This window comes from Streptomyces sp. NPDC006365 (assembly GCF_042870755.1).
Lineage (GTDB): Bacteria > Actinomycetota > Actinomycetes > Streptomycetales > Streptomycetaceae > Streptomyces > Streptomyces xiangluensis.
The window spans coordinates 200,454-213,709 of the sequence record NZ_JBIAHS010000006.1 but is presented as its reverse complement, the minus strand read 5'-3'; the positions used below and the strand labels follow the sequence as shown (position 1 = coordinate 213,709).

General features: G+C 68.9%; 7 protein-coding genes and 2 pseudogenes. All 9 read right to left on the bottom strand.

Annotation, left to right across the window (positions count from 1 at the left end; translation table 11 throughout):
* Position 1 precedes the first annotated feature (1 nt).
* Positions 2-1,444, bottom strand: a complete 1,443-nt coding sequence (locus ACFYO0_RS19275; RefSeq protein ID WP_388677054.1) for an aldehyde dehydrogenase family protein — start codon at positions 1,442-1,444, stop codon at positions 2-4.
* The gene (locus ACFYO0_RS19270) at positions 1,441-2,319 is read right to left on the bottom strand and encodes an SDR family NAD(P)-dependent oxidoreductase (RefSeq protein WP_388677052.1); all 879 of its coding nucleotides are present in this window, start codon (positions 2,317-2,319) and stop codon (positions 1,441-1,443) included. Before ACFYO0_RS19270 ends, ACFYO0_RS19275 begins: the two co-directional genes overlap by 4 nt.
* The gene (locus tag ACFYO0_RS19265) at positions 2,316-3,662 is read right to left on the bottom strand and encodes a flavin-containing monooxygenase (protein WP_388677049.1); all 1,347 of its coding nucleotides are present in this window, start codon (positions 3,660-3,662) and stop codon (positions 2,316-2,318) included. The genes ACFYO0_RS19270 and ACFYO0_RS19265 overlap by 4 nt, the downstream gene beginning before the upstream one ends.
* A gap of 327 nt (positions 3,663-3,989) precedes the next feature.
* Positions 3,990-8,468, bottom strand: coding sequence for a Tat pathway signal protein (locus tag ACFYO0_RS19260; RefSeq protein WP_388677046.1), 4,479 nt, complete (start codon positions 8,466-8,468; stop codon positions 3,990-3,992).
* Between the two features lie 264 nt (positions 8,469-8,732).
* Complete coding sequence (locus ACFYO0_RS19255; RefSeq protein ID WP_388677043.1) at positions 8,733-9,794, bottom strand: LacI family DNA-binding transcriptional regulator; 1,062 nt, start codon at positions 9,792-9,794, stop codon at positions 8,733-8,735.
* Positions 9,795-9,876: 82 nt separating this feature from the next.
* Positions 9,877-10,854 (bottom strand): hydroxyacid dehydrogenase, encoded by a 978-nt coding sequence (locus ACFYO0_RS19250; RefSeq protein ID WP_388677041.1) that lies wholly within the window; start codon positions 10,852-10,854, stop codon positions 9,877-9,879.
* Between the two features lie 364 nt (positions 10,855-11,218).
* A pseudogene (locus ACFYO0_RS19245) lies at positions 11,219-11,899 on the bottom strand (IS200/IS605 family accessory protein TnpB-related protein); the annotation flags it as partial.
* Complete coding sequence (locus ACFYO0_RS19240; protein WP_388677038.1) at positions 11,898-12,785, bottom strand: GNAT family N-acetyltransferase; 888 nt, start codon at positions 12,783-12,785, stop codon at positions 11,898-11,900. The pseudogene ACFYO0_RS19245 and the gene ACFYO0_RS19240, both read right to left, overlap by 2 nt.
* Before the next feature lie 110 nt (positions 12,786-12,895).
* A pseudogene (locus ACFYO0_RS19235) lies at positions 12,896-13,067 on the bottom strand (IS5/IS1182 family transposase); the annotation flags it as partial.
* Positions 13,068-13,256: the final 189 nt, after the last annotated feature.

The window sequence follows — 13,256 nt, the reverse complement described above, 5'->3', positions numbered from 1 at the left end:
GTCAGCGCGTGCGGATCCAGATCGTCTTCTCCCGGGTCCACTGGTCGAAGGCGTTGGTGGACTTCTCCGCTCCCCCGAATCCGGACTGTTTCCAGCCGCCGAACGGTGTGGTGATGTCACCCTCGCTGTAGGCGTTGACGGAGACCACACCGGCTTCGATGCCGCGGGCAAGCCGCAGCGCGGTGTCGAGGTCACGGGTCCAGACCGACGCGGCGAGCCCGTACTCGGAGGCGTTGGCCCCGCGTACCGCCTCGTCCTCGGAGGTGAAGGTCTGGACGGTGACGACCGGACCGAACAGCTCCTTGGTGAGGACGTCGCTGCCGTCGGGGGCTCCGGTGATCACGGTGGGTGGATAGTAGGCGCCGTGCGGAGGCAGCCCGTGGGGCAGTCCCCCGGTGTGGATCCGGGCTCCGCCGGACCGCGCGGCCTCCACGGCTGAGGCGACCCGGTCGAAAGCAGTGCGGTCGATGAGCGGCCCCATCTGCGTGCGCGGGTCGCCCGGATCCCCGATGACGAGCCGTTTCGCCGCTGCCGTGAACCGCTCCAGGACCTCCTCGGCGATACTGCGGTGAACCAGGACACGCGAACCGGCCGTGCAGTTCTGCCCCATCGTCAGGAACGCGGCCTCGATCATGTTGTCGACGAGCTCGTCGCCGTAGGAGAGCGCGTCGGCCATCAGCACCTGGGGGCTCTTGCCGCCCATCTCCAGCGAGACGCGCTTGAAGTTGCTCTCGGCGGCGTCCTTGAGGATGCGGCGGCCGGTCGCGGTGGACCCGGTGAAGGAGAGCGCCCCCACAAGAGGGTCACGGGCGAGGGCAGCGCCGGCCTCCCGGCCGTGTCCGGGCAGTACCGTGAGCACCCCGTCGGGCAAGCCGGCCTCAGCGGCGAGTGCGGCCAGGTGCAGGGCCGAGCGCGGCGTCGCCTCGGCGGGCTTGACCAGCAGACAGTTGCCTGCCACCAGGGCCGGTCCGACCTTCCAGGCGGTCATGGCGAGCGGGTAGTTCCACGGCAGGATCGCCGCGACGACCCCCACCGGTTCGCGGCTGACGAGACCGAGACCGTCGGGCCCGCCCGGCGCGAGCCGGCCGAAGACCTTGTCGGCCGCCTCGGCGAACCAGCGGATCGACTCGATCGCCCCCGGTACGTCGCCCGTACGGCACTCCGTGATCGGCTTGCCGGCGTCCTCGCTGTCCAGCCGGGCAAGGACCTCGGCGTCGCGTTCCATCAGGTCCGTCAGCCGCAGCAGCACCGCGCCGCGCTCCCGGGGCGCCAGCCGCGACCACACCCCGGCTTCGTGGACACGCCGGGCCCGCTCGGCCGCCTTGGCGACGTCGTCGGCGCTCGCGGCGGGCAGGGTGGTGATCGGCTCCCCGGTGGCGGGGTTGACGACCTGCAGCAACTCGTTGGTACTGGTCTGGCTCCGGGTCGTCCCGTTCTTGGTCATGCTTCCTCCACCAGCTCCCAGCGCCCATCGGTCCGGCGGGCCAGTCCGCGGCGGCCGAGATCCTCCAGATAGCGGGCCATGCCCCGGTCACCGCGCTTGCGGAACAGCGGGAAGATCCGGGGCAGCAGGTTCGGCATGAGCATCGCGAACCGCACCAGACGGGACTCGGCGGGCCGGGGGTAGGCCTCCAGCCGGGGCCTGTCCAGCAGGCTCACCACGGCCGCCACGACATCGGCCGGCTGTTGCGGCGGGTCCTGGAACTGCATGGAGTTGCCGCCGTCCACAGCCTCCTGCCGCAGCATCCGGGTGTCGGTGGCCGACGGGAGTACCGACCCGGCCAGGATGCCCTTGCTCCTGAGGTCGAGCCCGATGGCCAGCATCGCGCCCCGCAGCCCGAACTTGGAAGCCGTGTAGATGGGGGTCTCGCCGAGCGGGAAGATCCCGCCGAGGGAGACGGTCGTGACCACCCGGGCGTCCCGGGAGGCCAGGAGAAGGGGGATGGCGATCCGGGTCGCGACCAGCGGTGAGGTCAGGTTGAGGGTGATCTCCCGCTCGATGCTCTCGACGCTGCGGACGTCGAAGCGTTCCGCGCTCGTCATGCCCACGTTGTTGACGAGGACGTCGAGGCCACCGTGGTCCTCGGCGACCACCTCGAACAACCGCTCCACCTGGGCGCGGTCCGTCAGGTCACAGCCGATGCCCGTATGCCCGGCGCCGGGAAGGTCTGCCGCCACCCTCATGGCGCGCGCCGCGTCGATGTCGACGACGACACAACGGGCGCCGCCGGAGGCGAAGCGACGGCACAGCGCGCTGCCGATGCCGCCCGCGCCACCGGTCACCAGCATGACCTTGCCGGTGAAGTCGAACCCGCTCATGCCGTCGCCTCCGCGGGCCGCAGGGTCGGTGCGCGCGGCGGCAGGCCCTCGGTGCGCCAGCCCATCTCGCCCGCGACCTTGCCCAGGTACTTCACGAAGGCCCCGCTGTCGACGTAGCCGGTGTGGCGGGGCGAGTCGACGAACTTCAGCCCGCCGGACAGATCGGGGCGGTCGGAGCGGATCCTCTGGGTGAACCGCTCCGCGTTGGGCAGCCGGTGCCGCGCGTCGTGGATGTACCCGGCGATCAGCTGCGCCTGGGAGTCGAAGAGCTGGTACGCACCGGCGTTGGTCTCGATGAAGCCGACGCCGAACAGACCCTCGTGCCGGCGCGAGAAGGACGACAGGTAGAGGTCCGGATGCTGCTCGTCGCCGAAGTACCGCTGCGCGACCGGCACCTTGTGGACGTAGCCCGTGGCCAGCAGGACGAGATCGAAGTCGTCGCTCGTGCCGTCGGTGAAGTGCACGGTCCTGCCCTCGGTGCGGGCGATCCCGGGCCTGGCGGTGATGTCGCCGTGCTGGAGGTGGTGGATCAGCATCGAGTTGATGGCCGGGTGGGTCTCGAACAGCTTGTGGTCCGGTTTCGGCAGCCCCAGCCGGGTCGGGTCGCCGTTGATGATCCGCAGGAGTCCGGCGAAGACGCGCTGTGCCAGCCACATCGGCAGGTGCGGACCGCTGTTGGCGAGGGTGTCCACCGGCCGGCCGAACACGTGCTTGGGGATGAACCAGTACCCGCGCCGCATGCTGATCACCGCGTGGTCCGCGGTCCGGGCCGCGTCGCAGGCTATGTCGCAGCCGGAGTTCCCCGCGCCGACGACCAGGACCCGCTTGCCCTGCAGTTCCTCCGCGCTGCGATAGCCGACGACGTGCCGGACCTCCCCGCTGAACTCACCGGGCAGTTCGGGGACGTTGGGGTGCCACTGCGAGCCCGTACACACGGCCACCCGCCCGTGCACGCTCTGCCGTCCGTCGGCCCGGGTGACCGTCCAGGTGCCGTCCGCGTTCTTCTCGACGTCTTCGACCTCGACGCCGAACTCGATGCGGTCCGTCAGCCCGTAGGCTTCGGCGAAGGAGTGCAGGTACGACAGGACCTGCCGGCGGGGCGGGTAGTCCGCGAAGTGGTCGGGCATGGGGAAACCGCCGAATCCCGACAGGGTCCTGCTGGAGATGAAATGGGCGGACTCGTACATCGGGCTGCCGGGATTGTCGATGTCCCAGATACCGCCGAGCCCGGTGTGCCGCTCCAGGTGCGTGTACGGCAGATTGCGCTCCGCCAGTGCCCTGGCGACCGCCAGCCCGGCAGGTCCCGCCCCGATCACGCACGTATCGAACTGGCTTTCCTTCACGCGCCCGCCTCCTCGTTCATCCCGCTTCGCGGGGGTGCCCTTCACGGGCGTTGAAGGAAACGTATTCACCCGCCGTTCCGCGGGAACTGACCCACGCGGCCACGGACCGGACCTCAGCGGCCGCGCGACCACGGCATCCGTCTGCGCGCGGCCTGACCCGCTCGGGCGACCACCGGCGGCCAGGTGACGCCGCGCCGCCGAACTCGCTGTCCATGAGGTAGGCCGACCTCTTACCTGCCGCGCCCCGGTAAGGCACCGCGTCACCCGTCACGGCACTGCCGGAGGAATTCACTGTCCCTCGTGCAGGAGTGGGCCGCGGCCCTTGTCTCAGAGCTCGTCCGGCAGTTGGTACCAGAACTCCACCTCCGCCAGGTTGCAGCGGCCATTGTGACCGTCGTAGACGCGGATCCGCTGGTACGAGGCCCGCTCAGGCAGCTTGAACTCGTACCACTGGGCAGCATTGATCCCGCTGACCGTGTGGAAGTCCGTCCAAGTGCCCCCGTCATCGTTCGAGCCCCGGAACACGGTCCCATTGGCACGGCTCAGCTGACCGACACGCGGATACAGCCGGACACGGTCCACGGTGATCGGCCCGGAGGCCCCGGCCTCTATGTCGATCCAGCTCTCCGCGGCCAACGTGTCCGTATACGTGGCCGTGTCACCGTCGAAGGCCCGCCACCCGTTCGACGCCGTCGTCCCCGTGCCCGGCCACGCGATGGTCGACGCCTGCACCATCGACGGCGTGACCTCGAACTTCCGCAGCAACGTCTCGATGGAGACGAGGAATTGGTATGCCGCGTACACCTGGTCGATACGGGTGTCCTCGTCCTCCCCCGTCGCCTTCTCGATGCGATCGAGTTCGGCGACAAAGGCCGCGTACGACTTCTTCGTCCACTCGGAGGCGTCCGCCTTCCGGGCGCGGGCGATGACTTGGGCCAAGGTCTCGGCAGAGACGACCACGGAGTCGGTCATCTCCCGGACACCGCCGCCGACGAGTTGGGCGTCAACCTTGTAGTAGCGCCTCCCGTGGCGCAGCCCCTCGTCCTTGTACGAGTACGAGCGCGTGCCCCTCTCCAGCACCTCCCACTCCGTACCGTCCGTCGAGCGGGACAACGTGAACGCCACCGCATCCTCCGGCTTGTTCCAGCGAACAACCGCTGTATCGGCATCCCGCTCGACCGAGACAACAACCGCACCGGCCGCAAGCACATCGACCGCGACCTTCGCGACAGCGGCGTCACCCGTGGCCGCCACGCCCGCATGCACGGCGTACGGGAACGGTGTGAACAGCGAGCCGACCGTCAGCCACACCGACCCATCGGCCGAGACCTGCGCGAGCACACGGTGCGTCGCGAAGTCCCGGACCAGGCGGAGCCAGGGAGTGGCGGCGAGGCTCTGGCCCTCCGGTTTCCGGGTGATGGGCGAGCGCAGATCGTCCTGCCAGTCGTGGCGGCTGTCGCGGGTGCGGTTGTGGAAGACGAGGTTGCCGTCCGCGTCGGCGCCGAAGTAGACGTGGCGGGTGTCGGCGTCCAGCTTGTCGCGGAGCATCAGGCCAGTGAGCGGACCGCGGGCGGTGTCGACGCGAGCGGTCAGCGTGAAGCTGCCGGGCAACGGGCGGCTGACGAAGTGGAGTTCGTCCTCGATGTCTCGCTTCAGAAGCTGATAGTCGTCACCCTCGCCGAGCCCCTCGCCCTTCGCGCCGAGCACGCGGATGGTCGACCCGCGTACGGCCGCGCTGCCCGAGCGGGCGGTGCCCAGGGCATCGTCACGCCAGCCGGAATTGGCGAGACCGGGCGAGACCGAGGCGGGGAGCTTGGTGCGGATCGCGTGTGAACCCGGACCAGAACCAACCTCGTTGACGGCCGTGACCATGTAGTAGTACGTCTCGTCGGTACGAACCTCCGTGTCCGTGAAGTTCCTGCCCGTCGCCCTCGACGCGATCAGGTCGTACGGGCCGGGCCGACGCGTGGCGCGCCGGACCTCATAGTGGGTGGCGCCGGCCGTGGTCTGCCAAGTGACGGCGACCGCGCCGTCGCCGGGCAGCGTGTGCACGAAGTCGACGTGAGCGGGCGGCAGTTGGGGGATATCTGCCGACGACAACTTCAGCACCACACCGGTCTTCGCCGGTACGGTCACACTGCCGTCCCGTATCTCCAGCTCCTTGCCGCTGACCAGGTCGAGGACCGTGGAGCCCGAGTGACCCGACGGGATCCGTACGTCGTACGCGCGCTCGTTGCCATACACCTTGCGCGTCGTGTTGAAGACGAAGAAATAGCGGCCGTAGCGGGCGGTCAGCAGGTCCGGGTAGCCCGAATAGGCGTGGTCGGCCTCGAAGTTCTCGCGACGGACCGTGCCGACACCGGGCTGGTAGGTGATGGGGGCGATCTCTCCGGCGAGAGCCTGCGGCGCCCCGCCGTCACCGGTCTGCTGGTCCTCCATGAAGTCGACGTCGATGTTGTCCATCCGGGCCCAGTAGTCCTCGTACTGGAAGAGCCCGTCGGAGTTGAGCTGCACGAGGTGATCGCGGTTGGCGTACCGGGCATGCAGCCGGCCGTTGCGGGCGAACCCCCGCTGCCGCTCGTTGAGTTGGCCCCACACGTGCAGATCGCCGTCGCGCAGCGACACGAACATGCAGTCCACGTCGACCCAGGCGAAGCGCTCGTACTCGCTCTTCTTGACGGCGAGCGCGTCGAGTTCGGCGGCGGTGTAGCAGTCGAAGTCGGTGTGGGGGTGGACCATGCCGGTCGGCTCGTGTGCCTTGAGGTAGGCGTAGGTCTCGGCGAGCTTCAGGTCGTACTTGTTCTTGGCCCTGACCCCGCCGAAGGTGTTGAAGTACTGGTGGTCGGCGAGCTGTTGCTGGGCGAGACCGACGGCCTCGCGGGCGTGAGCGCGGACCTGCTTCCAGTCGTCGCCCGCGTACCGGTCGGGGTGCTCGGCGATGTGATGGGCCAGGGAGACATAGTTGAGGATCTTGCCCTCGGAGATACGGAGCACATAGCCGGGGAATCCCGGGTAGTTGGTGTTGCGCTCGTCGATCACCATTTCCATGCGCATGGAACGCTTGAGATTGTCGTCGAGGTCCGTCATACGGGCGTGGGAGCGGGCGTGGAGATTGCGCAGCGCTATCTCCAGGATGCGGTCGTTCAGCTCCTCGTCGCCCTCGTGGCCCCAGGTTCGGTGGAACCACTCGGGGAGGTAGTTCGTGGACTCCCCGTAGTTGGCGACGTAGCCGTTCTCCCGGGTGTGGCCGGCCTCGGTGATGCCGGTGAAGTGCGTGCCGAGCGGGAGGCGGCGTACGACGTTGCCGTCACTGTCGAGCTTGGACTTGGCGAGGCCCTTGATGACGTACTGGATGTAGTCGTCGGTCCAGCGCGCCTGGCGGTCGTGGTAGAAGAGCGAGTGAAAGAGGTCCAGGTCCTGGCCGTCCGGACCGACCAGCACCTCCTCGCCGAGGAAGGGCAGCCATCCGAGCGCCTCGCCCGCGATGCGGTGGCTGCGAGCCTTGCCCTCGTAGAACTTCGAGCCGATGACGCGCAGTCCTTCGTGCGCTTCCCAGGCGCCCTCGTAGGTGTACATGACCTGGTTGAAGATGTACGACAGCCGGGAGCGGGCGTAGTCGAAGTTGGCCTTGAGGACGCGGCCCCAGGCGGCGCGGCGGGTCAGCGGTGAGCCGTCGAAGTCGACGTCCTTGAGGGAGGTCTCGCCCTCGCTCGTCCCGGTGGTGAACGGTTCGTCGAGGTAGGTCTCGAAGGCCTCACGTCCGTAGACATCGTTGTCGGCGATCAGGTTCTCGACGACGTACAGGGCCTCGCCGAGTGCTCCGTAGTAGCCGCCCCAGTCGCCCTGGTGGCCGCCCCAGGCCAGCAGCTTGGTGTTGCCGTAGTAGTCCTTGGTGTGGTTGTCGACGCACTTGAAGACGCGCAGCAGGGCGTCCTGCTTGTCGACGGCGGACTGGGCCGGGCACCAGGCGGCCTGAGTCAACGCGGTGGCGTAGAAGCGGAGTTCGTCCTGGTAGCGGACGATGGACAGGCGGGCCGATGCCGAGGCGTCGATCCTCGCCGAGTAGTCGTTGAAGAGCTTCACCTGGCTCGCCACATAGCCGTCGACCAGGTCCTGCTTCTGCGCCTCCGTCAGGTCCGCGACCGTGTCCGTGGGCGGGGTGTAGTCGGCCTGCGGTTCGTCGCTCACGTCGAGATACGCGCCGGTGTGCGTGTACGCCCGGTAGTAGCCGCGGGAGTCGGCGGTGACCCTGCCGCTGAATGCGTTGTCGTACGTCCGCAGCGTGATCTCGGCCGTCTCCTGGCCCCGCGTGTGCTCCAGGGGCAGCATCGTCGTGGCGTAGAAGAAGCGTCCGGGCAGGGGGCGGTTGGTGCCGGTGTTCAGGGCCTCGTAGTCACCGGAGCGGCGGTAGCCGATCTGCTCGCCGTTGATGTACGCGATCGTCTTGTACGTCGAGGTGTCGCCGCCCCAGAACTTGACGGTGAGGTAGTTCTGGTGAACCGGGTCGACCTTCATGGTGAACCGGAGGTCGCCTGCCTTGATGTCGGCGGGGTCGAGGGGCCGCGCTACCCGGGCCTTGTCCCCCGCGTTGCCGTCCACGACCGCCGAGTCCGGGGCGTGCAGGTCGTGTGCGGCCTCGGAGTCGGCGTCGCCGAGGTCGACGAGGTCCAGACGTCTCGCGCCCTCGGCTGCCGCGGCGTCGACGGCTCTGGCCTGGCCGGCGACCGCCGTGGACCAGCCGCTCAGGGCGAGCGCGCCGGTCCCGGCGGCGGCACCGGCCAGGACGGATCTTCTGGTGACGGGCATGCGGGATCCTCACGGTAGCTCTGTAGAAACCGGTCTCTACGGAAGCTATGAGTCCCGATGGAAAGTGGCAAGACATCGTGCACGGAAAAAGTGTCCCACCGCTCAAACCAGGGAAATGCACGGGATTACGAACCGGTAGCAGGCCGAAACGGCACCCATTTACCTAGAGACCGGTTGTCACCGAGGGCTGGGCCGGGGCCGGGGTTCAAGTCGGCATGGTCCGCCCCGACCCTTCGTAGTGCGGAACGTCCCGTGACCAACGGCCTAGCGGACGCGCCGAGTCGAGTCGCGCAGCACCACATGCGTCCCCAGCACCAGATGCTGGCTGTCCGGAAGTTCGTCCCGGTGCAGGGCCAGCCGCACGGCGGCCCGGCCCAGCTCCTCCTGCGGGACGTTGACGGTGGTGAGCGCCGGATAGACGTCCCGGGCCACGGGAATGTCGTCGTATCCCGCGACGGCGACGTCATCCGGGATACGCCGCCCGCCCTCACGAAGGGCATGGATCACACCGGCCGCAACCATGTCCGTGGCCGCGAACACCGCCGTGAACTCCCGCCCGCCTGCGAGGAGTTGCCGTGTCAGCTGATAGCCGACCGACCGGGTGAACGGACCGTCCACGATCAGCTCGGGGTCGGGAACGAGACCGAGCAGTTCATGGGCGCGGGTGAAGCCGCTGATCCGCTGCCCGCTCGTGGACAGGCCCGGCATCCGCCCGACGTAGGCGATGCGCCGGTGCCCCGACGACAGCAGGTGGGTGGTCATGGCGAAGGCGCCGCCCTCGTTGTCGTACTCGACGACCGTGGCCGGTATGCCCGGTCCCAGCGGCGGCCTGCCGACCAGCACGAGCCGCGACCCCACACGCTCCAGGCCGTGCGCGAAGTGCGTCATCCGCTCCTGGTACGCCTTGTCCTCCCAGGCGCCGCCGACCACGATCACGGCGTCGGCCCGCTGCTCACGCATGGTCTCGACGACGGCGAGCACACGCTTCGGGTCGCCGTGCGTGGTGCACAGCATGCACAGCCGGCCCTCCTCGGAGGCCTGTTCCTCCACGCCGCGCGCGATATGGGCGTAGAAGGGACCGGTCACATCGTCGACGACGAACGCGACGGTCTTGTTCGTCGAACCGCCGAGCGCGCGGGCGTGCGCGTTGACCACGTAGTCCAGCTCGCGCATGGCCTTGAGCACCCGCGCCCGGGTGCCCGCGGCGACCGGGTATGTGCCGCCCAGGACACGGGAGACCGTCGAGGCGGAGACCCCCGCCCGCGCGGCGACGTCCCTCACCGTGGACGCGTCCCTGCTCGCCTCCGGCCCCGACTTCTTGGCCACCGCCCGGCCACCTCCCCGTATCGGTGCACGTCACCCTACGAGACGCGTCGCGGGCGCCGCCCACCACTCCTTGCGCCGATCGTCATGCGGCGCGCCCCAGCTCCGCGTGGTCGATGCGGTGCGCGAGGTCGCGTCCGGCGAGCAGCCGCTCCACCTCTTCGACGACGGTGAGACCGAGGCGCGCCACCTCGTTGCCCTGCGAGCCGGCGAGATGCGGGGTGATGAACGCGTTCGGCAGGTCGAAGAGCGGCGAGTCGCCGGGCAGCGGCTCCGGGTCGGTGACGTCGAGGATCGCGCTGATCCGCTCGGTGCGCAGTTCGTCGATCAGGGCGTCGTGGTCGAGGAGCGAGCCGCGCGCGGTGTTGATGAGGACGGATCCGGCGGGCATCAGTGCGAGTTCGCGACGGCCGATCAGATGGCGGGTCTCCGGGGTCTGCGGCGCGTGGATGCTCACGATGTCGCTGGTCCGCAGCAGCTCGTCGAGCGGCAGCAGGGGTACGCCGAGCAGGGCGGCCCCGGCCTCGTCGACGTACGGGTCGGCGAGGCTCACCTCGAGGTCGAAGGGGCGCAGCAGTTCGATGAGGCGGCGGCCGATGCGGGACGCTCCGACAATGCCTGTCCGCCGGCCGAAGTTGCCGATGCCCGGCACGATCTCCCCGTAGGGGAAGGCGCGTTCGGCTCGGAGGCGGTCCCGGTGCGCGAAGAGGTCCTTGCCCGCGAGAAGGATCATGGCCAGCGTGTACTCGGCCACCGGCAGGGCGTTGGCACCGGCCGCGGAGGAGACGACCAGGCCGCGCTCCCAGACCGCCGGGGTGGTGAAACTCTTGACCGAGCCCGCCGCGTGCAGCACGGCCCGCAGCTTCGGTGCCGCCTCCAGAACGCTCACGTCGAGAGTGGGGCAGCCCCAGCCGGTGATCAGGATCTCGGCCCGGGAGAGGACCTCACGTACGCGAGGGTCGGCGAAGTCCTCGACCACCACGGTGGGATCGATTTCTACGGCCTCACACAGACGAGCCAGCACCTCCGCCGGAAAGACCTGCGACACGTTCTCGGCGCTCATGGCGAACAGCGCGACGGGGCCCTCACGTTGGGGTGAGGAGCTCCCCGGGGAATGCTCGGGCAAGGAACTGGCCTCCGGCTCGGTGAGGTGGGTAGGGCGAACGCCTATGGCAACCGGTCCCTACGGTATGGGTCGTCGAGCGAGAGGGCAATGGACATGAAAGCGCTTTCCCCCACTTCTCGAAGGAGCTTCCACCCGCGGCGGCCACGGGAGCCTTCGGCCGGGGTGCGGGAGGTGGACGTGGCTGAATCACACGACTACGAGGAGCTGCCTGCGTGAGCGATCATGAAGCATGCGACGGATGGCTGGCAGTGGGCCGACACACGCTACGCCGACAAGCGCTGCACGCTCTGGGAGACCATTCCTAAAGACTGAGCGGGAGTGAGTCCTGTTGCCAGGACTCGTGCTCAGCCGCGTGCCCCGAACGGTGTTGGGCACGCTGGTCGCCCGCTTTCGCTCCACCGCCGGGCGGCGCGCATCCGGTGCGCGGTCCGGGCAGGTGGAGGCGGGGTCCCTCACGCCGCCGGGCCTCCGGTCGGGCCTGGACGGTCCGATGCCCACCACGATCACTCCGGTCGGGGTGGGGCGGTGCCGTCCTCCCCCAGCTACCGCTGGGAGGTGCCCCCAGCCGGATCGGGTGCCCGAGGGCGCGTCGCCCGACCGCGATGCTCGCCGCATCGTGCCGGGACATCTCACGTCGTGGGATAGTCAGCGGTTTCTGCCAGTGCTGGGCACCCCACCGGCTGGTATATGCCGGGTCGACCGCCACGGTGGCGATGTCCTGCTCAGCGGCCATCGACACCAGCCTGGCCTTGAGTCTCGCGGTGGGGAAGCGGCAGAGCAGCCGGCGGAAGCGCTTGTTGCGGCCGTGCTTCTCCCGGCTCCTCTCCGCCGCGAAGTCGAGGTCCTCGAGAGCGATCGCAGCGGCCCCGCAGCGGCGGGTGTAGTGCAGCAGCCGGGTCAGCGCGTGCCGGATCTGGGCGTCGCGATGTTCCGCGCTGCCCGAGAGGTCGTAGAAGAAACGCTGCGGCTCGCCGACCGGGTTAGTCGGTTTCGGGTGCGCCGTAGGAGAACTTGTACCCGGCGAAGTCGGCGACGTGAAGGTATCCGATCCGCTGGTAGAGGGCGTTGCTGGTGGGGTTGGCCGGGTCCGTGAACAGGACGACGTCCGTCGCACCCGCGGCCAGCGCGGCACCGCTCACCTCGACGGTCACGGCGCCCGCGTAGCCGCGGCCCCGGAGGTGGGCGGGTGTGTAAACAGGGTCCACCCGGATCATGCCGCCGACGATCGAGGTCGTGGCCGCCATGGAGACGGGAGTGCCGTCCGGGTTCTCCCAGAACGTGAAGTGCCTGTCGCCGAAGCGCGAGTCGGCCCAGAAGCCGGAGTCGATCAAGTCGATGGACGGCTGCTCACCGACGTCGACGCAGAACTCACGGCACCAGCGCACGACTTGCTCGTGATCCTTCCCGCCCGCGATGCGACCCTGGCCTTCTGGGCGCGGCTGCGGTGGGGTGAGCGTGCCGAGACGATAAAGATGAGTCCGCCAGAAGGGTTCCGGCGCTGCGCCCGCGTGCTTCTGCCATGTCTCGGCGAAAGCGGTGGCGGTCTCGTGGTCTGCGATGACGGTGGAGGGAGAGTGGCCGAGCGCGGCCAGATGAGCGGCGAGGTGGTCGGCCCACTTGGCAGAGAGGGGTGTAAGGCCCAGACGGCCGCGCGGAGTGCGATAGAAGATGGCGCGGACTTCGCCTCCTGACTCCAGTCTGCCGAAGACGGCGGCTTCGGCACCGTGTGCGTCCGCTCCGCGGGCACGCAGTTTCTCGATGTCCGTCAGCGGCGTGTTGTGGAGGGCGGGCCGAGAGCGCAGGAAGTCTCCGGCTTGGGCGAGGAAGTCGTCGACGTCTTCGGTGAGTTGCCAGTCATCCGGGAGCATGCTTCATGATCCCTTATGTGCTCGACTCGGGGGAGCACTTGCTCAGAGAGGCACTATCGCTACTACTGGTCCAACGCCTTTCAGCCATGTGACATAGCTGCTCGTGATCAGGCAAGAGTCTTCCCCGTCCAACGGCTCGTTCGGGGTCTTTTGCGGGTGAGGCGTCGGTTCGTCTTGGTGATGAGTGCCCAGTTTCAGGTGGGCTTCGGAGTGCTGGGGCAGACGTTCGTAGTCGCGTGCGTGGCGGCGGGCGTTCATGCACCAGCCGATCGGCCGCTCGACTTGGGTGAGAGCTGCTCGTAACGCTGCCGGGTGACGTTCCCGATCCGGTCGGTCATGATGGCCACCGCCCTCGCCCGGCCCGGTCACCACGACGAGACCGGTCCAAGGGGCGTCGGCCCCGGTCACCGTGACGCGGGCGCGACACGCCGGGTCAGAGCTGAAACAGGGGGCTCGAAGCACCCGGCAATC

Excerpts from the sequence above, each read along its gene's own strand:
- ACFYO0_RS19275 (WP_388677054.1), bottom strand. The coding sequence starts at position 1,444 with ATGACCAAGAACGGGACGACCCGGAGCCAGACCAGTACCAACGAGTTG.
- ACFYO0_RS19270 (WP_388677052.1), bottom strand. The coding sequence starts at position 2,319 with ATGAGCGGGTTCGACTTCACCGGCAAGGTCATGCTGGTGACCGGTGGC.
- ACFYO0_RS19260 (WP_388677046.1), bottom strand. The coding sequence starts at position 8,468 with ATGCCCGTCACCAGAAGATCCGTCCTGGCCGGTGCCGCCGCCGGGACC.
- ACFYO0_RS19250 (WP_388677041.1), bottom strand. The coding sequence starts at position 10,854 with ATGAGCGCCGAGAACGTGTCGCAGGTCTTTCCGGCGGAGGTGCTGGCT.
- ACFYO0_RS19240 (WP_388677038.1), bottom strand. The coding sequence starts at position 12,785 with ATGCTCCCGGATGACTGGCAACTCACCGAAGACGTCGACGACTTCCTC.